Origin of the sequence: Streptomyces clavifer (genome assembly GCF_036345975.1) — a bacterium.
GTDB classification, from domain to species: Bacteria; Actinomycetota; Actinomycetes; order Streptomycetales; family Streptomycetaceae; genus Streptomyces; species Streptomyces clavifer.
In genome coordinates, this window is sequence record NZ_CP107793.1 from 3,785,429 (window position 1) to 3,810,179 (window position 24,751).

The window sequence follows — 24,751 nt, forward strand, 5'->3', positions numbered from 1 at the left end:
TTCGCGACCCCAAAAGCATGGCAGGCTCTGTTCATTGCGAGCCTGAAGTCGAGGAGAGTGAATCCTTGCGGTCCGACGCCGACATCGCGGGACCGATGACCGATCCGGTCCCCGGTCCCCGTACCGAGTCCGTGGGGGACGGTGTTTCACGTGAAACACCGCCCCCGATGGACGACACACCCATCGGTCGTGCGGCCCAGCTGGCGGTCGAGGCCCTAGGCCGCGCCGGCGAGGGGCTGCCTCGACCTGACCGGACACGCGTCATCGTGGTGGCCAACCAGAAGGGCGGTGTGGGCAAGACGACCTCGACGGTCAACCTTGCCGCTTCGCTCGCTCTGCACGGTGCGCGTGTTCTGGTGGTGGACCTCGATCCGCAGGGCAATGCCTCCACGGCTCTGGGGATCGACCATCACGCCGAAGTTCCCTCCATCTACGACGTCCTGGTGGAGAGCATGCCGCTCTCCGAAGTGGTCCAGCCCGTCCCGGACGTCGAGGGCCTCTTCTGCGCCCCGGCCACCATCGATCTCGCCGGTGCGGAGATCGAGCTGGTGTCCCTGGTAGCGCGGGAGAGCCGCCTGCAGCGGGCGATTCAGGCGTATGAGCAGCCGCTGGACTACATCCTCATCGACTGTCCGCCGTCGCTCGGTCTGCTGACGGTCAACGCGATGGTGGCCGGCGCCGAGGTGCTCATTCCGATCCAGTGCGAGTACTACGCACTGGAGGGCCTCGGACAGCTGCTGCGCAACGTCGATCTCGTCCGGGGGCACCTCAACCCCGACCTTCACGTGTCGACGATCCTGCTCACCATGTACGACGGCAGGACCAGGCTCGCCTCGCAGGTGGCGGAGGAAGTGCGCAGTCACTTCTCCAAGGAGGTGCTGCGGACGAGCATCCCCCGGTCGGTGCGCATTTCGGAGGCGCCGAGTTACGGGCAGACCGTGTTGACCTACGATCCGGGTTCCAGCGGATCCCTGTCCTATCTCGAGGCAGCCCGGGAGATCGCCCTGCGGGGCGTAGGGATGCACTACGAGGCGCAGCAGGCCCACACGGGCCTTCAGAACAGCCGGCAGAACACTTCGGAGGGCATGCAGTGAGCGAGCGTCGTAGAGGGCTGGGGCGTGGGCTCGGTGCACTGATCCCCGCAGCTCCGCAGGAGAGGCAGGTAGCCACCCCCGGGGCGTCCCCGGTACTGACCGCCGAGCGGGGCGTGGCCGCAGCGAAGGTGACAGGGCTTCCGTCCGGCCCGATCGTCCCGGAGCCGAGTTCTCCGGTCGCGGAGACGGTGGCGGGGCCGAACGATTCCGCCGGTGCGTATTTCGCCGAACTTCCCCTGGATTCGATCACACCGAACCCCCGGCAGCCTCGTGACGTGTTCGACGAGGAAGCTCTGGCCGAGCTGGTCACCTCGATCAAGGAGGTCGGTCTCCTCCAGCCCGTCATCGTGCGTGATGTGGGTGACGACCGCTACGAGCTCATCATGGGTGAGCGTCGTTGGAGGGCGTGCGGGGAGGCGGGGCTGGACCGCATTCCGGCGATCGTCCGGGCGACCGACGACGAGAAGCTGCTTCTGGACGCGCTCCTGGAGAACCTGCACCGGGCGCAGCTGAATCCACTGGAGGAGGCTGCGGCGTACGACCAGTTGCTGAAGGACTTCAAATGCACGCATGACCAGTTGGCGGACCGGATCGGGCGGTCCCGTCCCCAGGTGTCGAACACGCTGCGTCTACTGCGGCTTTCCCCGCCGGTGCAGCTCAGGGTCGCCGCGGGCGTTCTCTCGGCCGGCCATGCGCGAGCCCTGCTGTCGGTGGATGACTCCGCGGAGCAGGACCGACTGGCTCACCGCATCGTGGCCGAAGGGCTGTCCGTACGTGCGGCCGAAGAGATCGTGAAACTACTGGGCTCCGAGCCCACGAGTTCCGCGAAACCGCGAGGGCCCCGCCCAGGTGGGCGGGTTGCGTCAGGGCTGACCGATCTCGCGTCCAGGCTCTCCGATCGCTTCGAGACGCGGGTGAAGGTCGACCTCGGGCAGAAGAAGGGGAAGATCGTCGTCGAGTTCGCTTCGATGGAGGATCTGGACCGGATTCTCGGCAGCCTCGCGCCGGGTGAGGGACGCGTACTGGAGCAGAGCGCCGCTGAGGACAGGGCCGAGGACGACGAAGGCTGACCCTGCGGGGAAACAGGGGGCGGGCTGTTGTACCGGGGAGATGCCGGAACACAGCCCGTCCTTTGCTCTCTCTCGGTATCCGCTTCATGTCCGGGTGGATACGATGCGTTCTGGTATGGCGTATCCACCACCGTGATCCACCTCAGAGGAGGCGGGGGCCGTGCGATCAGTGAATCGCAGCCACCTGGTGACAGTCGGGTTGGGGCTTGGCGCTGTCGGGGGGTTTGTCGGCAGCCTGTTCCGCGAACGGAGTGCGCTGGCAGCCGCACGTGATGCGGCGGGCGCAGGAAGCGAGGAATCGCCTTCATGGGGCGACGGCTTGTACCGCTCACACTGGACAACCTTCCGGATCTCCCCGGGCGTTGCCGTTCGTGCGTCTTCTGGGAACTTGATCCGGTCAGCGGGGAAGCTGCGGTAAAGGCAGGCAGACCGGGGCCGGAGAAGGAAGCCTGGATCTCCGCGGTGCTGCTGGAGTGGGGTTCCTGCGGGCGGGTCGTCTATGTGGATGATGTCGCGGCCGGCTTCGCGCTCTATGCGCCGCCTGCGTATGTTCCCCGGGCCATGGCCTTTCCCACGAGTCCCGTCTCCCCCGATGCCGTACAGCTGATGACCGCACTGATCCTGCCGCAGTTCCAGGGGCAGGGGCTCGGCCGCATGATGGTGCAGACGGTGGCCAAGGATGTGTTGCGGCGGGGCTTCAAGGCGATCGAGGCCTTCGGTGACGCCCGCTGGAACGGGCCGGCCTGCGTCCTGCCCGCAGATCATCTTCTCGCGGTCGGCTTCAAGACCGTGCGTCCCCATCCGACGTACCCGCGGCTGAGGCTGGAGCTGCGTACGACGCTCTCCTGGAAGGAGGACGTCGAGCTGGCACTGGACAGACTGCTGGGCGCCGTACAGAAAGAGCCTGCGCTGCGGCCGCTCTGAGGCTGTCGGTGGTCCTGCTGCCAGATGCTGTACGGGTTCTGTGTAAAACGGAGAACGGGCCCGCCCGAAGGGCGAGCCCGTTTCACGTGAAACATTGTGTGCCGCTGCACTACTCGCTGATGAAGGCCTCGAGGTCGCGCAGGATCGCGGCCTTCGGCTTGGCGCCGACGATGGTCTTGGCGACCTCGCCGCCCTGGTACACGTTGAGCGTGGGGATGGACATCACGCCGTACTTTGCCGCGGTGGCCGGGTTCTCGTCGATGTTGAGCTTGACGATCTCGATCTGGTCGCCGTGCTCGGCCGCGATGGCCTCCAGAGAGGGGGCGATCTGGCGGCAGGGGCCGCACCAGGCAGCCCAGAAGTCCACGAGTACGGGCTTCTCGTTCTTCAGGACGTCCTCGTCGAAGGAGTCGTCGGTCACGTTCTTCAGGGCGCCGGCCACGGCGACCTCCTTAACTTCGCGGGGTGTGGGGTGAGGGGAGCGTCAGACCGCGGGGGTCTTCTCCGGCTCGGCGAGCTTCTCGTCCGAGAGCGCTGCCAGGAAGCGCTCGGCGTCGAGGGCTGCGGAACAGCCGGTCCCGGCAGCGGTGATGGCCTGTCGGTAGGTGTGGTCGACGACGTCGCCGGCGCCGAAGACACCCTTCAGGTTGGTTCGGGTCGAGGGGGCTTCGACCTTGAGGTAGCCCTCGTCGTCGAGGTCGAGCTGGCCCTTGAAGAGCTCGGTGCGGGGGTCGTGACCGACAGCGATGAACAGGCCGGTCGCCGCGAGCTCGGACGTCTCACCGTTCTTGGTGTTGCGCAGCGTCAGGCTGGCAAGCTTCTGATCGCCGTGGATCGCGGCAACCTCGCTGTCCCAGGCGAACTTGATCTTCGGGTCGGCGAAGGCTCGGTCCTGCATGGCCTTGGACGCGCGCAGGGAGTCACGACGGTGGACGATCGTGACGGACTTGGCGAAACGGGAGAGGAAGGTCGCCTCCTCCATGGCCGTGTCTCCGCCACCGATGACGGCGATGTCCTGGTCCTTGAAGAAGAACCCGTCGCAGGTGGCACACCAGGAGACGCCGCGTCCGGAGAGTGCGTCCTCGTTGGGCAGGCCGAGCTTGCGGTGCTGTGAACCCGTGGTGACGATGACGGCCTTGGCATGGTGCACGGTGCCCGCAGTGTCCGTGACGGTCTTGATGTCACCGGTGAGGTCGACGGAGATGACGTCGTCGGGGATGAGCTCGGCACCGAAGCGCTCGGCCTGGGCGCGCATGTTGTCCATGAGCTCGGGGCCCATGATTCCGTCCTGGAAGCCCGGGAAGTTCTCCACGTCGGTGGTGTTCATCAGTGCACCGCCTGCGGTGACGGCGCCCTCGAACACCAACGGCTTCAGCGACGCGCGAGCGGTGTACAGGGCGGCGGTGTAACCCGCCGGCCCGGAGCCGATGATGATCACATTACGGACGTCGCTCACGGGTTCTTCCTCGTCTCTGCAGACTGCCTACTGCCTACTGGGGTCGGTTCCACGACTCTCACCCCACCCAACGGATCCTACGGGGCGTGCATTCCCGAAGTGGCGCAGCGGATCCCGGCAGGTGCCTCAGGGGCGAGCGTAGGACTGGCTGAGCAGCAGCCGGCCCTTTGCCACGGGTGTGGTCTCCACACATGCGGCGTCGACCACATAAGCCTGGACGCGGCTCGAGTCGGTCGCGTGGGGCATGACGACAAGAAAAGCAGCCGTGCCGTGGTAGTCGCCTTCCTCCACAGCCAGGGCCGGGGAGTTCCGTCCGGTGCCTTCCTGGACGCACGGGGGAACGTCCACGACAGGAGTGCGTAGGGGAGAGCGGGGGGAGGCAGCGTCGGGAGACGTGTTCTGCGGAGACGACTTGGTGTCCATGGACGGTGTCGTCACGTCGGCGCCGGGTGACTCCAGGGCTGCCGCCTCACTCAGAAGCGTATGGACCTGGCCTTCGAGCGAGTCCTCCGCGAAGCTTCCCTCGCTGCTCTTGGCGGCACTTGCGCGGTGGTCGGACGCGCTGCTTGCCGAGTCCTGTGAAGTCTGGATCGCCTGCAGCAGGAAGACGCTCATACCGACGACTGCCGCGCCGAGGGCTGTGCCCAGGATCGCGGTGCGGCGCCTGCGTCGTGCCGGGCGGCGACCGGGTCCGGTTGCGCCTCGGGGGCGGCCGGCCGGACGGGCTGGGGCAGGGCTCTCCAGCGGCTGGCCGTGTGTTTCACGTGAAACTGACTCCGGGGTGGCCCGTGTCTCGGGATCAGGGACTGATTCGGCCACCAGCGCGGCGTCGATCCGCCGGGCGACGTTCTCCGGCATCTGCTCGTGCGCACCGAGGGCTCCGAGCAGTGAGCGGACTTCTTCCAGCGAGGAGTACACGTCGGCGCACTGCGCGCACATGGCGATGTGGTGGCGGAGTTCTGCCGCCCGTGCGAGAGGGAGGAGGTCTTCGGTGAGGTCCGCGATCTCCGAGACGTCAGGATGCTGAGCCGTGTCGGCTGTGGATGTCATGCGTGCCCTCCTCCACCCTTCACCGCAGCAGGATCGCTTTCCCCTGCATCCCTTGGTCCTGATATTGGTGGGACGGATGCCCCCTGGGTCCGGTTCCTTCCCACGGCACCGTCTGCGCTGTCGCCTCTGGTGGTGCGCAGATGAGAGAGCAGGGGCAGCAGCCTGGCCCGGCCCCGTGCACAGCGGCTCTTCACCGTGCCGGTCGGGACGTCGAGGACGCGAGCTGCCTCCGCGACGGGGTAGGCCTGCATGTCCACGAGGACGAGCGCGGCCCGCTGCTCGGCGGGGAGGGTGGCCAGTGCCGCCAGGAGTTCGCGGTGCAGATCCTGCCGCTCGGCGGGAGCCTCTGCGGATTCGTGCGGCTCCAGGAGCTGGTCGAGCCGCTCCGCGTCGTCGACCGGTGCGGTTTTGCGCGAGGCGGCCTTGCGGGCGCGGTCGAGGCAGGCGTTGACCGTGATCCGGTGCAGCCATGTGGTGACCGCGGACTGGCCACGGAAGGTGTGTGCGGCGCGAAAGGCGGAGACCAGGGCGTCCTGCACGGCGTCTGCCGCTTCCTCGCGGTCGCCCAGTGTGCGGAGGGCCACGGCCCAGAGGCGGTCGCGGTGCCGGCGTACGAGCTCACCGAACGCGTCCGGCTCGCCTGCGACGTGCTGGGCCAGGAGATCCTGGTCGGTGGTGTCGGCGAATCTGGCGTCGTCCAACGGTGAGCCCCCTCCCCTGGTGCCATCAGCTGGTGATCTTGATGTCCGAGACCTTGCCTCTGTAGTTCCCGTCGTCACTCAACGGGAGCTCGGTCAGCCAGACCAGAACGTACCGCGCCTTCACCTGCTTGTCGGGCTTGAGCGACACCTTTGTGCCCGATCCCTGCGCGACCTTGGTGAAACCGTCGGGCATCTGCGGTACGGAAGGGCCGTCCGAGGTCCTCAGCTCGACCGATGTCCGGCCGATGAAGGACACGTCGACGTTCCCCACCTGCTGGACCTTGCCGAGATCGAGGACGATTCCGACGCCCGACTTGAGCCTGCCGAAGTCGGCGCTGTAGTAGCCCGACGTGGGCCAGTAGGAGCCGGCGTCCCCGTCGAACACGTTCTTTATCGAAGCGGGCTTCTCGGAGCCGTCGGGGCCCAGCGGATCGTAGTCCCGGGCGCTGGCGATGGTCACCGGCTTGCTGGGCTCGACGGCGTTGTTGTCGTCCTCGTTCTCGTCGGTCTGCGTGGTGACGGGTTCGCGGGAATCCTTGTCCCTGTCGAGGACGGTCTCCGCCAGCTGCCAGCTGCCGAGCCCCAGCGCGGCGATGAGCAGCGCGGACACGGCCCACTTCAGTGCCTTGCCGGTGCGGCTCTGGAGAGGCGCCGGAGGCGTGGCCATCACCGGCTGCGTCGCAGATGCGGGGCGAGCCGTCGGGCGGCCGTAGGTGCCCTGCTGATAGGTCGTGCGCTGGTACTCGGGCGGAGCCGTGAACGTCGGCTCCGGAGGCAGGACGCGCGGCATGGCCGCGACGGCCTTGGCCAGCTCGTCCGGTGTGGTGCACGGCTGTTCCTGCCGCGAAGCCGTGGCGCCGTCATTGACGAGTGCGCGCATGGCCAGTTCCGACAGCCCCCGGTGGACCCCTGCCCGTACCTGGTCCGGCGGGATCAGCCCCAGGTCCTTCGGGAGCCCGGAGAGACCGTAGGCGTCGCTCTCGTACGGCCAGCGCCGGGTCAGCGCCGCGTAGAGGAGGGCACCGACGGCCTCGGTGTCCGTGCGCAGCGGATGGTCGGACGTGATGCCGCGCAACGCCGCGTTGACGGCCAGACCGCGGATCCGGTACTGCCCGGTCGAACTGCGCAGCACCGCTCCCGGGGTGAGACGCAGATGTGCGAGGCCCTCCCGGTGGGCGGCGGCCATGGCCTGGGAGATCTGGCTCACGAGCTGGTAGGCGTCGTGGGCTTCCAGCGGTCCTGCGGCCAGCAGGGCAGTGAGCTCGGTGGCGTCGGGAAGCCACTCATGGACCACGTAGACGAGGTCGCCCTCCTCCACCGCGTCCAGGACCTGGACGAAGCGCGGGTCGCCGAGCAGGGCGGAGGAGCGGGCCGCGGCCAGTACCGAGCGGGCGCGCGGGTGGTCGGCGGGAAGCAGATGGACCCCCACCGCACGGCGCAGCTTCTCGTCGACGGCCCGCCAGCTGCTGAATCCGTCCAGACGGGTGACGCACTCCTCGAGGCGGTAGCGCCCGGCGAGCTTGTGGCCGCTGTGGAGATCGGGCGCTGCCGGGACGGCGGCCGGGCTGTCCTGCCCGGCGTCCGCACCCCGGGGGTCCGCCCCTTCGGTGTCCTGGGCTTGGGCCGTGCCGTCGGTCGTGGCCTTGTCCGCCTTGGCGGCCAGCGGCTCGCCGCCGCTGTTGTCGGCCACGTCGACAGCAGCCGTGCTACGTTCCGCCACCGTCGTTCCTGCCTCCCCATCCGTTGCGCGATGCCAGCCAGCCAGCTCTGCACAGTCACGCCAATTGTGCCCACACTCCGGCGCTATGCACGACACGCGGTGTCCGGCGATGGTTGTGCGACCCGGCGCCCTTTCAGCGTCCGAGTCGTCCCCGGACCATGCCGACCATGCCGTTGAGCTCCTCGATGCGCATCTTCCTCGCAGCGACGAAGAAGACGCCGAACAGGATGACGCTGCCGCAGACCAGTGCCACCACGGAGCCGCCCGCACCGTCGCCGAGCGTCGTCAGGAGGCCGTAGCCCACGCCACCGCCGATGGCGGCCGCGGGGACGGCGGCGAGGCAGAGGCGGGCGTAGGTGCGCACCACGCGAGCGCCGTCGAGGTCGCCCCCGAGGCGGTTGCTCAGCCGGCGCCAGGCGATGCCGACACCCACCGCGTAGGCCAGCCCGTAGGAGGCGGCCATACCGACCACTGCCCACTGGGCCGGGAGGACCACGTAGCAGAGGGCGGAGGCCGCGGCGTTCACTGCCGCGACGATGACCGTGTTGTAGAAGGGGGTGCGGGTGTCCTCGTACGCGTAGAAGCCGCGCAGCACCACGTACTGCACGGAATACGGGATGAGGCCGAGGGCGAACGCCATCAGGATGAAGCCCATGGAGCGTGCGGCCTCGGTGCCGCTGGAGGCGTACAGCAGGGTGCACATCGGCAGGCCGAGCGCGAGGAACGTGAAGGCGACCGGAACGATGGCCACGGCCGAGTTGCGCAGGCCCTGCGAGATGTCGTCGCGGACGGCCCCGGGGTCGTTGTCGTGGGCGGCGCGGGAGATGCGCGGGAGCAGGGCCGCCATGACCGAGACGGTGATGATGGCCTGCGGCATGCCCCAGATCAGCTGGGCGTTGGAGTACGCGAGGAAGCCGGCGCCATCCTTGTCGGCGATCTTTCCGGCCGATGTGGCGAGCTGGGTGACGACGAGCACGCCTGCCTGGTTGGCCAGGACGAACAGGACCGTCCATTTGGCGAGCTTGATCGTTTTTCCGAGCCCGTGCCCCTTCCAGTCGAAACGGGGCCGGAAGCGGAAACCCGCCTCACGGAGGTACGGGATCATGGCCAGGGCCTGGACGACCAGGCCGAGCAGCGTGCCGACGCCGAGCAGCCGGACACCGTCCTCGGGGATCGTCGCCACACCCATCCGGGATTCGGCCGACGTGCCGTAGACCCAGATGAACAAGCCGAACGTGAAGATCATGACGATGTTGTTGAGGACCGGCGTCCACATCATCGCGCCGAACCGTCCCCTGGCGTTCAGGATCTGGCCCATCACCACATGGACGCCCATGAAGAAGATGGTCGGCAGGCAGTAGCGGGCGAACGTGACAGCGACGCCGTTGGCCGCCGGTTCGTTCGCGATGGGCAGCGACATCATGCGGATGAGCACGGGCGCGGCGAAGACCGCCAGAGCGACGATGAGACCGAGTACGACCATGACGAGGGTCAGCAGGCGGTTGGCGTACGCCTCCCCGCCGTCCTCGTCGTCCTTCATGGACCGGACGAGCTGCGGCACGAAGACCGAGTTCAGCCCACCGCCCACGGTGAGGATGTAGATCATCGTCGGCAGTGTGTACGCGATGGTGAAGGTGTCGCCGAGCATGGCCGCACCGAGTGCTGCCGTGATCACCAGGCTGCGGACGAAACCGGTGAGCCGGGACACCAGGGTGCCGGCCGCCATGAGGGCACTGGACTTCAGTATTCCGGAGGCACGGCCGCCGGACTTGGGAGGTACGGGGGCCGGAGCCGCCTCGGGCTCGGCCGGAGGGCCGGGAGGCCGTCCCGAGCCCTCCTGGTCGCGGAACAGGTGAGCGAAGGCGTCCGGCTCCTCGCGGTCGTCGGACGCCCGCGTGACGAGGGCGTCGACCCCCACGTACTGGGTGGTCGCCGGGTTGTCCCCGTAGGGAAGGTGCCGGGAGGGGCCTGCAGGCTCCGGTGGCGGCGTCTGGGCCCAGATGCGGGGGTCGGGCGCGTAGGGGGGAGCGGGAGGCTGCTGGTAGAGCGCCTGTGGCTCCTGGTAGGTACCTGGGGGCGGCGGTGGGTGGGACGCACGGTCGTAGAGCGCTTCGGCGACCGGATCCTGCGCGGAGAGGTCCTGTGCCCGGTACGGGTCGTGGTCGTACGCGTGCTGCAGGTACGGGTCAGGTGCTCCCCCGTCCTCTGCGCCCTGCGGTACGGGCGGACCGCTGGAAGACCCAGCTCCGCCCGCGCCCTGGCCGCGGTCACCGTCGTACGGCGCGTTCATCGAAACCCCACCTCATTGTCCCCGGCCGACAGGCCCCGACAGACATCGCTCAACGGTCCACTTTCTCACCCGGTTCCGACGGGTTCCCGCTTTCCGGACCGGTGTCCGGTGTCGGGTCACTCGGCTGCTCGGGTTCACCGCCGTCGTGCGCGCTGCCGTCGTCCTCCACCGTGCTGCCCGCGACGGTCCGTTTGCGGTGGGTGTACATCCTGATGCCGGCCAGGACCAGCAGCAGCAGTCCTCCGGCGATCACCAGGAGGACCGTCGGTGTGACTTCGGAGACCTTCACCGTGAAGGTCATCTCCTCGCCGTACGGCGTTCCGTCCTCGGTGAAGAGCCGCGCGGTGACCTGGGCCTGGCCGTTGGCGTTGGCCGAGGCGTCGAACTTCACGGACTGACTGTGCCCGCCCGCGATCTTCACCGGCTGTTCGGCCACCGGGGCACCGTCGTTGAGCTTGAGCCGCGTGGCGTTGCCCGACGTCAGGCGGAGCACGAGGTTGTCGACGCCCTGAACCAGCTTGTTCTGCACGGTGACGGGAATCGTCGCACTGCGGCCGGACAGGGTGACATCGGACTTCGCGATGAGCTGCACCTCGTTGGTGAGGCTCTGCAGGTAGGTGCGGACCGCATCGCGGTACTGCTGGGCCTCCAGGGGCCTGCCGCGCCACGACGTCGACATGGAGCGGTCGATCGCGTTCCCGAAGGGAGTCACCACCCGGTCGGGCTGGGTGAGGATGATCTGGAAGCTGTTGAGCGAGTCCTGCGTCGTCCTGATGTCCTGGAAGGCCTGGGTGGGCAGTTCCTGGCTGCGCAGCTTCTTCGGGTACTGGGAGGCCTTCGGCACCTTCGTGGTGGCGCCGGCGTCGGGCTTCTCCTCGGCTGCCGACACCAGGTCGACCGGCTGCGTCCAGCGCTCTTCCGTGAGGGCCTGCAGGGCGCGTGCCATGGTCTGCGTCTGGGCGACCGTGGGCGTCCGCTGCGGGGCGACGACGATGCTGCGCTCCTTGTCGGGAGCCTGCTCGGTCACCGCCAGCGTATGGGCGAGGAACTTCTGGACGGCGAGCGTCGAGTCCTCGGCCTTGGCCAGTTCGCCCTGGAACGCGGTGGAGAGCCGGTAGTCGGAGACCACGGCGGTGGTGCCTCCACCGATGGGCCGTGCCGACGTCGGGGTGTACGGGAGGCCGCCGGTCTCCTCGAGGCTGTCGCTGCGGGCGATGACCTTGTGCGCACCGGCCGACGTGGCCACGTCGACGACGGAGGGATCGATGGCACCGTCCACCGGCCAGGCGAAGTCGGTGGACGGCTTCACGTGAAGGACGGTCTCCACCGTCGCCCCCGCCACTTCGGTCGCCGTACGCAGATGGCTGAGCGTGCCCGAGACGTTCTTCCCGCGGTGGGCGATCGAGGCGAGATCGGGATCGGCGAACGGCAGGGCCACCACCTTGCCGTCCTTCACCGCTGTCTCCAGTGCGGCGAGCCACTGCTTGGCGATGCCCTGGTTCGTCCCGGCGATGGTGGTGTCACCGACCCTGACGCGATAGTTCCTGGTCATCGCGTCGACGGAGGCCAACAGGTCCGGGTCGATCACCCAGGTCACCGGGAGCCGGCTTCCCAGTGCCACCGCCTGTTCCAGCCGCCCGCCGGCCGCGAGCTCGCGGGCCAGGTCGTCATTGTCGAAGACGGGCGTCTGCTGTGCGTCGGATCCCGTCTCCGCGGTGACGTGCGCGGACGCGATCAGAGGCCAGAGGAAGGTCAGCTTGGTCCTGCTGTCGGTGTCCCCGGGCTGCCACGGGAGGAAGGTCCGCTGGATGCCGAGCACCTGGTCGTAGAGGGTGTCCGAAGTCCGTCCCGTGATCGAGACGCCCAACTGGTAGACCCCCTCGTCGTCCAGACCCAGCTTGTTCACCGGCACGTCGAGGGTGAAGTCCTGGCTTATCCCGGGGGCCAGTTTCGCCGTCTTCAGCGTGTACTTGCCGCCCAGCGCGGCGGGATCACTGCCGGGGAGGTAACCGGTGCGCTTGGCCGCCTCGTCGATCTCGGACCTGCTGGACAGGGCGGGGCCGACCCGGAGATCGACCTCGGCGTCGGTGACCGTCTTCTTGCCCTTGTTGGTCAGGGTGCCGGAAACGGTGAGGGTGTCGCCCTTGACCGGTGCACTGGGTGTGAGGGTGTTCAGAGACACATCAACGGTGCGTGAACCGGTCGGCGCCTTCTTCGCCCCGTCGGCCTGCGCCGAGGGAGCGGCCGGACCGGCCAGCAGCCCGGCGATCAGGGGAGCCCCGACGATCAAGGAGGCTGCCCGCCGGAGCCACCGGCGGGCAGGGGAAGGGTTCATCCCCTGGATGTCTGCCGCCTCGGCCACGCGCTATCCGTCCCTCGTCGTCGTGCTGGTGCCGGTCTCGCCGGTCTCTGCGTCCCCGCATGGTAACGATGCGCCCGGCGGGTGAGTGCCGGGGACCGTGCCACATGATCGGGAGAGTCTCGCAGGCGCCCAGGAAACGATGACGCCCGGGACGGCTGGGGCACGTAACCTTTTCTGTTGTGCCGAACGCCAACGAAGACAACCCCAGTGCACTGAGTCAGGTGCAGCACCGCGCAGTCAGTGAACTGCTGCGGGTGTCCCCGGTCGCTGACGACCTCGCCCGCCGATTCCAGGAGGCCGGATTCAGCCTCGCCCTGGTCGGAGGGTCGGTCCGCGATGCGTTGCTCGGCAGGCTCGGGAACGACCTGGACTTCACGACCGACGCCCGCCCGGAGGACGTACTCAAGATCGTCCGCCCGTGGGCCGACTCGGTGTGGGAGGTCGGCATCGCCTTCGGCACCGTCGGTTCACAGAAGGACGGCTACCAGATCGAGGTCACGACCTACCGGTCGGAGGCGTACGACAGGACCTCGCGCAAGCCCGAGGTGTCCTATGGCGACTCCATCGAGGAAGATCTCGTACGCCGCGACTTCACCGTCAACGCGATGGCTGTCGCGCTGCCGCAGAAGGAGTTCGTGGACCCCCACGGCGGCCTCGAGGACCTGGCGGAGCGTGTGCTGCGCACCCCGGGCACGCCCGAGGCGTCCTTCTCGGACGATCCGCTGCGGATGCTGCGCGCTGCTCGGTTCGCCGCGCAGCTGGACTTCGAGGTGGCTCCGGATGTCGTCACGGCGATGACGGACATGGCCGGGCGTATCGACATCGTCTCGGCTGAGCGGGTCCGTGAGGAGCTCAACAAACTGCTGCTGTCGGAGCACCCCCGGAAGGGTCTGGGGCTGCTGGTGGACACCGGCCTGGCAGACCGGGTGCTGCCCGAGCTCCCCTCGCTGCGGCTGGAGAGTGACGAGCATCACCGCCACAAGGATGTCTACGAGCACTCCCTGACGGTTCTGGAGCAGGCCGTCGATCTGGAGGAGGACGGGCCGGACCTCGTGCTGAGGCTCGCGGCTCTCCTGCACGACATCGGCAAGCCGAGGACGCGGCGTTTCGAGAAGGACGGCCGGGTCTCCTTCCACCACCACGAGGTGGTGGGCGCCAAGATGACAAAGAAGCGGCTGACCGATCTCAAGTACTCCAACGACATGATCAAGGACGTGTCGAAGCTTGTGGAACTGCACCTGCGCTTCCACGGCTACGGGGACGGGGAATGGACCGACTCCGCGGTGCGACGGTACGTGCGCGATGCGGGGCCCTTGCTCGACCGGCTCCACAAGCTCACACGTTCGGACTGCACGACGAGGAACAAGCGCAAGGCGAGTGCTCTGTCGCGCACCTACGACAAGCTCGAGGAGCGCATTGCGCAGCTACAGGAACAGGAAGAGCTGGACGCGATCCGGCCCGACCTGGACGGCAACGAGATCATGCAGATCCTGGGCATCAGCCCCGGGCCGGTGATCGGCAGGGCGTACTCCTTCCTGTTGGAGCTGCGGCTGGAGAACGGGCCGATGGGCCATGACGCGGCGGTCGCGGCGCTCAAGGAGTGGTGGGCCGCTCAGCAGTGAGGCCGGAGAGATCCGTTTCCGGGGAGCTCCACGTTTCACGTGAAACATGGAGCGTGAGGCGCGGACCGAGCCTGTGTGACGGTGACTGAGGGGCGTTGTTTCACGTGAAACAACGCCCCTCAGTCCTTGAGCGGGGCCTGACGAGGTGAACTGCCGGCACGTTTCCAGCGGAGCATCGTCATCGAGACGGTGGCATAGAGGGCGGCCAGCGTGAGCACCACGGCGGCGGACCGGCCGTCAGCGGGGAGTGCGAGGGCGGACGCCGCCGCGGCAGCGACGAACGCGACGTTGAAGAGCACGTCGTAGAGCGAGAAGACCCGGCCGCGGAAGGCGTCGTCCACCGATGTCTGCACCTCGGTGTCCGTGGCGATCTTCACCCCCTGCGTCACGAGCCCGAGGACGAAGGCTGCCGCCAGCATCGGGATGGGCGTGAAGGGCAGTCCCAGGGCAGGTGCCAGAAGTGCGGCGGCCCCGGCGCACACCGCCATCCAGCCGAACCGGCCGAACCGGCCGATGGCCCAGGGGGTGAGTACGGCGGCGGCGAAGAACCCCGCGGCGGAGGCGCCGAGTGCGAGGCCGAGGAGGGCGAGCCCGTCGGACTCGTTGTCCGACCAGGCGTAGCGACAGAGCATGAGCACCATCACGGTCAGTGCGCCGTAGCAGAAGCGGACCACTGTCATGGCGGCCAGGGCGTGGGCGGCATCCTTCCGCTCGGCCAGATGGCGCAACCCCGCGGCGAGCCCGTGTGCCGTAACGGCCAGCGCTTCCCGCGTGCGTATGCGGTGCCTGCTCAGATCCGGGCCCAGGAGTGTGCGGGACAGGGTCAGGGACGCGAGGGCCGACAGCAGGTAGAGGGTCGCCCCCAGGAGGACGACGGCCGTGTCGGAGCCGTCGGTCAGCAGACGCAGGGCCAACGCCAGACCCCCGCCCGCGGTCGCGGCCAGTGTGCCGGCCGTAGGGGAGAGGGAGTTGGCGATGACGAGCCGGTCGGAGTCGACGACGCGTGGGAGGGCCGCGGACAGCCCGGCCAGTACGAAGCGGTTGACGGCGGTGACGCAGAGGGCCGAGGCGTAGAACAGCCACTGTGGCGCGGAGCCGAGGAGCAGCAGCGCGGTGCAGCAGGCCAGGGCGGCCCGCAGCAGGTTTCCGTAGAGGAAGACCTGGCGGCGCGGCCAGCGGTCCAGCAGCACGCCCGCGAACGGGCCGATCAGCGAGTACGGGAGCAGCAGCACCGCCATGGCGGACGCGATGGCGCCCGGAGTGGTCTGGTTCTCCGGCGAGAAGACGACGTAGGTGGCGAGCGCGACCTGGTAGACGCCGTCGGCCGACTGGGAGAGGAGTCGGACTGCCAGCAGGCGACGGAAGTTCCGAACTCGCAGGAGGACACCCAGATCACGCACGACAGGCATGTGGGCAAGGGTCACACACGTGGGGGGTCCGCGGGCGGATTGCCCGGGGACCCCCCACGTGTGGAAGGGGCGGAGCGTTGCCGCTCCTCACCCTGATGAGACTGATGCCGTGACCGGCAGGATCAGCGCTCGATGTCGCCGCTGATGAACTTCTCGACGCTCTCGCGGGCCTCGTCGTCGAAGTACTGGACCGGCGGGGACTTCATGAAGTACGAGGAGGCCGAGAGGATCGGGCCACCGATGCCGCGGTCCTTGGCGATCTTCGCAGCGCGCACGGCGTCGATGATGACACCGGCGGAGTTCGGGGAGTCCCACACCTCGAGCTTGTACTCGAGGTTCAGCGGAACGTCACCGAAGGCACGGCCCTCGAGGCGCACGTACGCCCACTTGCGGTCGTCCAGCCAGGCCACGTAGTCCGAGGGGCCGATGTGGACGTTGTCCGCACCGAGCTCGCGGTCACGGATCTGCGAGGTGACGGCCTGCGTCTTCGAGATCTTCTTGGACTCCAGGCGCTCACGCTCGAGCATGTTCTTGAAGTCCATGTTGCCGCCGACGTTCAGCTGCATCGTGCGGTCCAGGATGACGCCCCGGTCCTCGAAGAGCTTCGCCATCACGCGGTGCGTGATGGTGGCGCCCACCTGGGACTTGATGTCGTCGCCGACGATCGGGACACCGGCCTCGGTGAACTTGTCCGCCCACTCCTTCGTGCCGGCGATGAACACCGGGAGGGCGTTGACGAACGCGACCTTGGCGTCGATGGCGCACTGCGCGTAGAACTTGGCAGCCACCTCGGAACCGACGGGCAGGTAGCAGACGAGGACGTCGACCTGCTTGTCCTTGAGGATCTGGACGATGTCGACCGGAGCCTCGGAGGACTCCTCGATCGTCTCGCGGTAGTACTTGCCCAGGCCGTCGTGGGTGTGGCCGCGCTGCACGGTCACACCGGTGTTCGGCACATCGGCGATCTTGATGGTGTTGTTCTCGCTGGCACCGATGGCGTCCGCGAGGTCGAGGCCGACCTTCTTCGCGTCGACGTCGAAAGCGGCGACGAACTCGACGTCGCTCACGTGGTACTCGCCGAACTGGACGTGCATCAGGCCGGGCACCCTGCCGGCCGGATCGGCGTCCTTGTAGTACTCGACGCCCTGCACCAGCGAGGCGGCGCAGTTGCCCACGCCGACGATGGCTACGCGAACCGAACCCATGCCGATTGCTCCCTGTGTCTTCTCAGTGTGCCCCGGTGAAGCCTCACGGCTCTGCGGGGATCTCACTTGGTGTCGTCGGACGGATCCGGCCGGGAGTGATCCCGGTGCCGGGGCAGGCCGTCCGTCTCTCCTGATGTGTCGTGCTGAGCAGAGCCTTCGAGCGAGGATCGTCGCTGATCCCGTCCCGACCGCTCGCTCTCGATGAGCTCGTTCAGCCAGCGCACTTCGCGCTCCACGGATTCCATGCCGTGTCGCTGCAGCTCAAGCGTGTAGTCGTCGAGTCGTTCGCGGGTGCGGGCCAGCGAAGCGCGCATCTTCTCGAGGCGCTCCTCCAGCCTGCTGCGCCGTCCTTCGAGCACGCGCATCCGCACCTCGCGCTCCGTCTGCCCGAAGAAGGCGAAGCGCGCGGCGAAATGCTCGTCCTCCCAGGCGTCGGGACCGGTGTGCGAGAGCAACTCCTCGAAGTGCTCCTTACCTTCCGCCGTCAACCGGTAGACGATCTTGGCCCGGCGTCCTGCGAGGGAGGAGGCGGCGGGCGGCACAGCCGGAACACTTCCCGGCTCCTCGATCAACCAGCCGCTGGCGACCAGCGTCTTGAGGCAGGGGTAGAGGGTGCCGTAGCTGAACGCTCGGAAGATCCCCAACGAAGTGTTGAGGCGTTTGCGCAGCTCGTACCCGTGCATCGGGGACTCGCGGAGCAGGCCGAGGACGGCGAATTCGAGGATGCCGGAGCGTCTGCTCACCTTCGCCTCCTCCTTCGTCAGGTGCTCCCGCGGAGCCCGGGGCTCCACCTTATGCCGTGCTGATGTATCGACTCGATACATCAGCACGATAGATCGGTCCGTGATGTTCGACAAGAGGAGGAATCGTGAGCGGCGTCACATCGTCGATTCATAGGGAGCGACTTGCGTTATTTGGGGTGAAGTTCGGTCCCAGGAGGTTTTTGACCGTGCGTAGTCTGTGCGGCATGCAGACCACCGGGAACCGTGAGACGCCGTCGCGCGTCAGTAATCGCGGACTGCCGGATGTACTGCGGATGAGCCTTCCGCAGGGCTTGTCCGTAATTCGGGGGGACCGGATCTCAACTGCCGCTTCCAGGCGCTCTCGCCTGCCCGAGGAGTAGTCGTTCGATGAGCGAGCACCGTCGCAAGACGCCGCAATCGCAAGGTGGCGGGCGTGCCGCGGCCAGACGAGCCGCCCAGCAGCCCGCAGGACGTCAAGAGTCATCACGTAGAGCAATGCCGCCCTCACCGTCCGACGCCCACGGTGAGGAGGAGTCGTACAGCGGCCGTGCCGAAGCCCGTCGCGCCGCCCAGCGGGGCGGCGGAGGCGGCAGAAGGCGCGGGAGCGAAGGCGGAGGGCGCGCGGCGGACAGCCGTTCCGGCAAGAAGCGCCTCGTCGACTACCCGCGGGCCGGCAAGGACGGCGCGCGGCGCTGGGTGCCGTCGTGGAAGCTCGTCTCCGGCCTGTGCCTGGGGTTCCTCGCGCTCCTGATGGGCGTCGCCGGCATCTCGTACGCGCTCGTGGCGACTCCCGAGGTGAAGAGCATCGCCAGGGCGCAGAACAACGTCTACTACTGGGCCGACGGCACGCAGATGGTCGCCACCGGAGGTTCGGTCAACCGGCAGTGGATCGACTACGCGCAGATCCCCGAGGAGATGCGCAACTCCGTCATCTCGGCCGAGAACAAGACGTTCGAGACCGACAAGGGCATCGACCCCATGGGTATCGCCCGCGCCTTCTACAACATGGCGAAGGGGGGTGACACCCAGGGCGGGTCGACGATCACCCAGCAGTACGTGAAGAACTCGATGCTGACGCAGGACCAGACGATCAGCCGGAAGTTCAAGGAGCTCTTCATCACGCTCAAGGTCGGTAAGACCGAGAGCAAGGAGAAGGTCATGGAGGGCTACCTCAACGTCTCGTACTACGGGCGTGGCGCGTCGGGCCTCCAGGCCGCCGCACGTACGTACTACGGGATCGACGCCTCGAAGCTCGACGCGAGCCAGTGCGCCTTCCTGACGAGCCTGCTCAAGGGCGCGAGCTACTACGACCCCGCCGGCGCCGAGGACGTCGACCCGGTCGGGGCCACTCCGGAGAAGAACCTGGCGCGGGCCAAGTTCCGCTGGAAGACGATCCTCGACGAGATGGTCAAGGACAAGCGGCTGAGTGCCGCCGAGCGGGCCACGTACAAGGAATTCCCCATGCCGGATCCGCCGAAGAAGGAAGCCAAGCTGGGCGGGCAGACCGGTTACCTGGTGGACCTCGCCACGGACTACTTCCTCGCGCACACCAAGGACGGCACCACCGAGCGGCAGCTCGCCCAGGGTGGCTACGAGATCCACACGACGTTCAAGAAGGACAAGGTCAAGCAGCTCGAGACCTCGATCTCCAAGGTACTCAAGAGCAAGATCGACCCGAAGAAGCGTCCCGATCTGGACTCGCACGTCGAATTCGGCGGCGCCTCGGTGGACACCGAGACGGGCGCCATCGTCGCCACCTACGGCGGTCAGGACGCGACGCAGCACTACACCAACAACGCGGACGCGACCGGCGCCCAGGTCGGCTCGACGTTCAAGCCCTTCGTGCTGGCGGCCGGTATGCAGTACGGGGCCCGCGACCCGAAGCTCGGGCCCGACCAGGGCGAGTCGACGCGCACCCCGGTCTCGCCGAAGAGCGTGTTCGACGGCGACAACAAGCTGAAGATCAAGAAGTACAACGGCGAGGTCTGGACCGACGAGGACAACAACCCGTGGTACCAGACCAACGACGGTGACAAGTCCTACGGCGACATCGACCTGCGGTACGCGATGCAGGAGTCGGCCAACTCCCCCTTCGTCCAGCTCGGCATGAACATCGGCACGGACAAGGTGAAGGATGTCGCGATCGCCTCCGGGCTGCGCGACGACCGCTACATGGCGAACTCGACCGTGCCGTCGTTCTCCATCGGGACGTCGTCGCCCAGCGCCATCCGGATGGCCGGCTCGTACGCCACCTTCGCGACCAGCGGCAAGCAGCGCGACCCCTTTTCGGTCACCGAGGTGAAGAAGAAGGGCAACGTCGTCTACAAGCACAAGACGGTCACCAAGATGGCCATGGACAGCGTCATCGCGGACAACGTCACCGACGTGCTGAAGAACGTCGTCGAGAACGGGACGGGTACGCCCGCCCAGCTCGAAGGGCGTGATGCGGCGGGCAAGACGGGTACGACGGACGGCAACAAGTCCGCCTGGTTCGTCGGGTACACCCCGCAGCTGTCGACCGCGGTCAGCATGTTCCGGCTGGACGACGACGAGACGAAGAAGAACCGCGAGTTCCTGGAGATGTACGGCACCGGGGGTGAGAAGCAGATCCACGGTGCTTCCTTCCCCGCGCAGATCTGGCACGACTACATGACCGTCGCCATGAAGGGCGAGAAGGTCATGAACTTCCCGAAGCCCGAGCCGTTCGGCGAGGTCGTCGGTACGCCCAGCCCCACGCCCACCCCGAGCCCGTCGCCGTCGCCCTCCGAGTCCAGCGAGGCGCCCACGACGCCGTCGCCCAGCCCGTCGTCCCCGTCCCCGTCGCCCAGCGAGACGTGCGGAACGTTGGACTGGGACTGCCAGAACCAGAACAACGGCGGTACCAACACCGGCACCGACAACGGAGGGACCACCGACGGAGGGACCGACAACGGAGGAACCGACGCCGGGACCACCGACGGAGGAACGGACACCGGAACCACCGACGGCACGACGGACGGCTCGACCGGGACGTCCAACGGCAACAGCAACGGCAACAACAGCGGGGGCGGCCTCTTCGGAGGCGGCGGATAGCAGCGCCGCACCCCGGGAGCACCGTCAGGAGCCCGCCGGACACGCATGAGGAGGGCCGCCCGCACCTGCCAGGTGCGGGCGGCCCTTTCCTTGTCCCGTACGCGGCCCACGCCCCGCACACAGCGCCGTACGGCAGGATGTGCGGCATGCCAAGCACAGAGGACACGAGCGTGCACCAGGAGCGGCCCGTCGTTCGGCCCACGCGGGAGGACGAGATCTCCGCGGCCGGCAGCGAGCTGATCGGCGGACCCGCGGGCCGCTGGGCACGGCTCGGATCGGGGCCGCTCACACCGGTGCGCGTCATCGCGCTCGTGGCGATCGGGATGTTCGCACTCGGCATGGTGCAGAAGGTCCCCTGCTACGACTGGGCGTGGTTCCGGGGCACGAGCTCGCAGTACACGCACGCGTGCTACTCAGACATCCCGCACCTCTACCTCGGCCGCGGCTTCGCCGACGGGCTGGTGCCCTACGTCGACCGGCTCGGCGGAGACATGGCGTACCTCGAGTACCCCGTCCTCACCGGCCTGTTCATGCAGATCGCGTCCTGGCTGACGCTGACGCCCAGCACCGACCCCATGCAGCAGCGTGAGCAGATGTACTGGATGGTCAACGCGGGCATGCTGATGATCTGCGCCGTGATCATCGCGGTGTGCGTGGCCCGTACACACCGCCGCCGGCCCTGGGACGGGCTCCTGGTCGCCCTCGCACCGGCGCTCGCGCTCACGGCGACCATCAACTGGGACCTGCTCGCCGTCGCCCTGACGGCCGCCGCGATGCTCATGTGGTCCCGCGGCAGGGCTCTCGCCTTCGGCATCCTCATCGGCCTGGCCACCGCCGCCAAGCTCTACCCCGTGCTGCTCCTCGGGCCGCTGCTCGTCCTGTGCTGGCGGGCCGGCACGTGGCGGGAGTTCGGCAGGGCGCTGTTCGGCGCGGCGGCCTCCTGGCTCCTGGTGAACCTCCCGGTGATGCTGTACGCCCCCGAGGGGTGGAAGAAGTTCTACACCTTCAGCCAGGAACGGCAGATCGACTACGGGTCGTTCTGGCTGGTCATCACCCAGCGCACCGGTAAGCCCATCGACGTGGGCACCGTCAACACCGCTTCCGTGCTGCTGATGATCGTGCTGTGCGCGGGCATCGCCGGGCTGGCGCTGACCGCCCGGCACCGGCCGCGCTTCGCGCAGCTCGCCTTCCTGGTGGTGGCCGCCTTCATCCTGACGAACAAGGTCTACTCGCCGCAGTACGTGCTCTGGCTGATCCCGCTGGCGGTGCTCGCCCGGCCCCGCTGGCGGGACTTCCTCGTCTGGCAGGCCTGCGAGGTCATGTACTTCCTCGGGATCTGGTTCTACCTCGCGTACACGACGAGCGGTGACAAGCACCAGGGGCTGCCCCAGGAGGGCTACCAGGTCGCGATCGCCCTGCACCTGCTCGGAACGCTGTACCTGTGCGCTCTGGTCGTCAGGGACATCCTGAGGCCGGACCGCGACCCCGTGCGACGCGACGGGTCGGACGACCCGTCGGGCGGAGTGCTCGACGGGGCACCGGACACGGTCGTGCTCGGGCAGCCGGCGCATCACCCGGCCCGGAACGCGGCACCCGCGGTCCGAGGACCGCGGGTGGAGTGGGGCACGGCGGGCGGAGCGCCCTCCGACTGAGGGCGTGTCCGGCTGCTACCGGTCCACGAGGCGGTCGAACTGGGTGGTCGTGTGGCGCAGATGGGCCACCAGTTCGTCGCCGACCTTCGGCTCCTGCGCGTCCGACGGCACGAACAGGATCGACACCTGCATGTGCGGAGGTTCCGCGAACCAGCGCTGCTTGCCCGACCACACGAACGGCGAGAGATTGCGATTGACCGTGGCCAGCCCGGCACGTGCGACGCCCTTGGCGCGCGGCATGACACCGTGGAGGGCCTTGGGGGCCTCCAGGCCGACACCGTGGGACGTACCGCCCGCGACGACGACCAGCCAGCCGTCGGAAGCCGCCTTCTGCTGGCGGTAGCCGAACCGGTCCCCCTTGACGACCCGCGTCACGTCGAGCACGGCGCCGCGGTACTCGGTGGCCTCGTGGTCACCGAGCCAGAGCCGCGTGCCGATGCGGGCCCGGAAGCGGGTCTGCGGGAACTGCTGCTGCAGCCGCGCCAGCTCCTCGGCGCGCAGGTGGCTGACGAACATGGTGTGCAGGGGCAGCCGGGCCGAGCGCAGGCGGTCCATCCAGGAGATGACCTCCTCGACCGCGTCCGAGCCGTCCGTGCGGTCCAGCGGCAGGTGCAGGGCGAAACCCTCGAGGCGCACGTCCTCGATGGCCGCGTGCAGCTGTCCCAGCTCCTCCTCCTTCACACCGTGGCGCTTCATCGAGCTCATGCACTCGATGACGACGCGCGCGCCCACCAGGGCGTGCACGCCGTCCACGGAGGAGACGGAGCGGATGACGCGGTCGGGCAGCGGCACCGGCTCCTCGCCCCTGCGGAAGGGCGTGAGGACGAGCAGGTCGCCGCTGAACCAGTCCTTGATCCTGGCGGCCTCGTACGTGGTTCCGACGGCCAGCGTGTCGGAGCCGAAACGGATCGCCTCGTCGGCCAGCCGTTCGTGGCCGAAGCCGTATCCGTTGCCCTTGCAGACGGGAACGAGACCGGGGAACTGGTCGATCACGGACTTCTGGTGCGCCCGCCAGCGCACGGTGTCGACGTAGAGGGAGAGCGCCATGGCCGGCCCGGGACCTTTCTGGTGGCTGCGGTGGGTTCGGAGGGGTGAGGAGCTGATCGACGCGGACCAGGATCGACGCGGACCAGCGGGTGTTTCAGCGGCGCGACATGTACATATCGAGCGCCTTGTGCAGGAGTTTGTTGAGGGGGAAGTCCCACTCGCCGACGTACTCGACGGCCTCGCCGCCGGTGCCGACCTTGAACTGGATCAGGCCGAAGAGGTGGTCGGTCTCGTCCAGGGAATCGCTGATGCCGCGCAGGTCGTAGACGGTCGCACCCATCGCGTAGGAGTCGCGCAGCATGCGCCACTGCATCGCGTTCGAGGGCCGGACCTCGCGTCCGATGTTGTCGGACGCGCCGTACGAGTACCAGACGTGTCCGCCGACCACGAGCATGGTGGCCGCGGAGAGGTTCACGCCGTTGTGGCGGGCGAAGTAGAGCCGCATGCGGTTGGGGTCCTCGGAGTTGAGGACCGTCCACATGCGCTGGAAGTAGGAGAGCGGGCGCGGCCGGAAGTGGTCGCGCACCGCGGTGATCTCGTACAGCCGCTGCCATTCGGCGAGGTCCTCGTAGCCGCCCTGGACCACTTCGACGCCGGCCTTGTCGGCCTTCTTGATGTTGCGCCGCCAGAGCTGGTTGAAGCCCTTGAGGACGTCCTCCAGCGAGCGGTTGGCCAGCGGGACCTGGAAGACGTAGCGGGGCTGTACGTCACCGAATCCGGCGCCGCCGTCCTCGCCCTGCTGCCAGCCCATCTTCCGCAGCCGGTCCGCCACCTCGAAGGCGCGCGGTTCGATGTGGGTTGCCTCGACGTCGCGCAGCCGCTTCACGTCGGGGTCCTGGATGCCCGACTTGATGGCGATCGAGTCCCAGCGGCGGATGACCACGGGCGGGCCCATCTTCACCGAGAAGGCACCTTGCTGCTTCAGGTGCGCGAGCATCGGCTGGAGCCAGTCGTCGAGGTTCGGGGCGTACCAGTTGATGACCGGGCCCTCGGGAAGATAGGCCAGATAGCGCTTGATCTTGGGCAGCTGGCGGTACAGCACCAGGCCGGCACCGACCATTTCGCCGTTCTTGTCGAACCATCCCAGGTTCTCCGAGCGCCATTCGGTCTTCACATCAGCCCACGCCGGGACCTGGCAGTGACTGGCCGAGGGCAGGTTCTGGATGTACGCCAGATGCTGCTCTCGGCTGATGGTCCTCAGGGTCAGGCTCATGCGGGGCGCTCCTCGGCAGGTGTGTCCCCATCGGTCAGGGGCTCCGGCTCTCGCGCCGAAGCCTACTGTGACCGGGGAGCGCCCCGTCTGGGCCCTGGGTGACCGGGACGGGTTTTCCGCG

At 68.0% G+C, this 24,751-nt stretch carries 18 protein-coding genes; 6 read left to right on the top strand and 12 right to left on the bottom strand.

Translation table 11 applies throughout. The annotated features are described in order from the left end of the window. Positions 1–17 precede the first annotated feature (17 nt). From OG927_RS16310 to OG927_RS16320, 3 genes are all read left to right on the top strand, one after another. A complete protein-coding gene (locus OG927_RS16310) occupies positions 18–1,094 on the top strand; it encodes a ParA family protein (RefSeq protein ID WP_079099597.1) in 1,077 nt (358 codons plus the stop codon). Further along, positions 1,091–2,164, top strand: coding sequence for a ParB/RepB/Spo0J family partition protein (locus OG927_RS16315; RefSeq protein ID WP_079099598.1), 1,074 nt, complete (start codon positions 1,091–1,093; stop codon positions 2,162–2,164). Before OG927_RS16310 ends, OG927_RS16315 begins: the two co-directional genes overlap by 4 nt. Before the next feature lie 306 nt (positions 2,165–2,470). Further along, complete coding sequence (locus OG927_RS16320; protein WP_056793160.1) at positions 2,471–3,088, top strand: GNAT family N-acetyltransferase; 618 nt, start codon at positions 2,471–2,473, stop codon at positions 3,086–3,088. A gap of 109 nt (positions 3,089–3,197) precedes the next feature. Here OG927_RS16320 and trxA read toward each other — a convergent pair whose 3' ends face one another. The 7 genes from trxA to OG927_RS16355 all read right to left on the bottom strand — a co-directional run bounded on the left by trxA (position 3,198) and on the right by OG927_RS16355 (position 12,667). Continuing rightward, positions 3,198–3,530 carry a thioredoxin gene (trxA, locus tag OG927_RS16325; RefSeq protein WP_056793159.1) on the bottom strand — a complete coding sequence of 111 codons (333 nt, stop codon included), beginning with the start codon at positions 3,528–3,530 and terminating at the stop codon, positions 3,198–3,200. Positions 3,531–3,572: 42 nt separating this feature from the next. Next, positions 3,573–4,544 (bottom strand): thioredoxin-disulfide reductase, encoded by a 972-nt coding sequence (gene trxB, locus OG927_RS16330; protein ID WP_124281865.1) that lies wholly within the window; start codon positions 4,542–4,544, stop codon positions 3,573–3,575. Positions 4,545–4,670: 126 nt separating this feature from the next. Further along, the gene (locus OG927_RS16335) at positions 4,671–5,594 is read right to left on the bottom strand and encodes an anti-sigma factor (protein ID WP_330320368.1); all 924 of its coding nucleotides are present in this window, start codon (positions 5,592–5,594) and stop codon (positions 4,671–4,673) included. Continuing rightward, positions 5,591–6,295, bottom strand: coding sequence for an RNA polymerase sigma factor SigM (sigM, locus tag OG927_RS16340; RefSeq protein ID WP_056793156.1), 705 nt, complete (start codon positions 6,293–6,295; stop codon positions 5,591–5,593). The genes OG927_RS16335 and sigM overlap by 4 nt, the downstream gene beginning before the upstream one ends. Before the next feature lie 25 nt (positions 6,296–6,320). Beyond that, positions 6,321–8,015, bottom strand: a complete 1,695-nt coding sequence (locus tag OG927_RS16345; protein ID WP_330320369.1) for a protein kinase family protein — start codon at positions 8,013–8,015, stop codon at positions 6,321–6,323. A gap of 133 nt (positions 8,016–8,148) precedes the next feature. Further along, on the bottom strand, positions 8,149–10,305 hold the full coding sequence (gene murJ, locus OG927_RS16350; RefSeq protein ID WP_124281862.1) for a murein biosynthesis integral membrane protein MurJ: 2,157 nt from the start codon (positions 10,303–10,305) through the stop codon (positions 8,149–8,151). A 49-nt stretch (positions 10,306–10,354) separates the two neighbouring features. Beyond that, entirely contained in the window at positions 10,355–12,667 is a 2,313-nt protein-coding gene (locus OG927_RS16355; protein ID WP_056793153.1) for a DUF6049 family protein, read from the bottom strand. Between the two features lie 179 nt (positions 12,668–12,846). Here OG927_RS16355 and OG927_RS16360 point away from each other — a divergent pair, with 179 nt between their 5' ends. Further along, positions 12,847–14,289 (top strand): CCA tRNA nucleotidyltransferase, encoded by a 1,443-nt coding sequence (locus tag OG927_RS16360; protein WP_056793152.1) that lies wholly within the window; start codon positions 12,847–12,849, stop codon positions 14,287–14,289. Between the two features lie 119 nt (positions 14,290–14,408). Here OG927_RS16360 and OG927_RS16365 read toward each other — a convergent pair whose 3' ends face one another. From OG927_RS16365 to OG927_RS16375, 3 genes are all read right to left on the bottom strand, one after another. Further along, positions 14,409–15,698, bottom strand: coding sequence for an MFS transporter (locus OG927_RS16365; protein ID WP_330320370.1), 1,290 nt, complete (start codon positions 15,696–15,698; stop codon positions 14,409–14,411). A gap of 122 nt (positions 15,699–15,820) precedes the next feature. Beyond that, positions 15,821–16,903 (bottom strand): inositol-3-phosphate synthase, encoded by a 1,083-nt coding sequence (locus OG927_RS16370; RefSeq protein ID WP_056793150.1) that lies wholly within the window; start codon positions 16,901–16,903, stop codon positions 15,821–15,823. A gap of 62 nt (positions 16,904–16,965) precedes the next feature. Further along, entirely contained in the window at positions 16,966–17,646 is a 681-nt protein-coding gene (locus OG927_RS16375; protein ID WP_056793575.1) for a PadR family transcriptional regulator, read from the bottom strand. Between the two features lie 387 nt (positions 17,647–18,033). Here OG927_RS16375 and OG927_RS16380 point away from each other — a divergent pair, with 387 nt between their 5' ends. Both OG927_RS16380 and OG927_RS16385 read left to right on the top strand, forming a co-directional pair. Further along, positions 18,034–20,718 carry a transglycosylase domain-containing protein gene (locus OG927_RS16380; RefSeq protein ID WP_330320371.1) on the top strand — a complete coding sequence of 895 codons (2,685 nt, stop codon included), beginning with the start codon at positions 18,034–18,036 and terminating at the stop codon, positions 20,716–20,718. A gap of 146 nt (positions 20,719–20,864) precedes the next feature. Continuing rightward, on the top strand, positions 20,865–22,370 hold the full coding sequence (locus OG927_RS16385) for a glycosyltransferase family 87 protein (protein WP_056793149.1): 1,506 nt from the start codon (positions 20,865–20,867) through the stop codon (positions 22,368–22,370). Between the two features lie 15 nt (positions 22,371–22,385). On the opposite strand, the gene OG927_RS16390 is transcribed toward OG927_RS16385, so the two are convergent. Continuing rightward, positions 22,386–23,417 carry an alanine racemase gene (locus OG927_RS16390; protein ID WP_056793148.1) on the bottom strand — a complete coding sequence of 344 codons (1,032 nt, stop codon included), beginning with the start codon at positions 23,415–23,417 and terminating at the stop codon, positions 22,386–22,388. A gap of 94 nt (positions 23,418–23,511) precedes the next feature. Further along, positions 23,512–24,630 (bottom strand): lipid II:glycine glycyltransferase FemX, encoded by a 1,119-nt coding sequence (locus OG927_RS16395; protein WP_056793147.1) that lies wholly within the window; start codon positions 24,628–24,630, stop codon positions 23,512–23,514. Between the last annotated feature and the right edge of the window lie 121 nt (positions 24,631–24,751).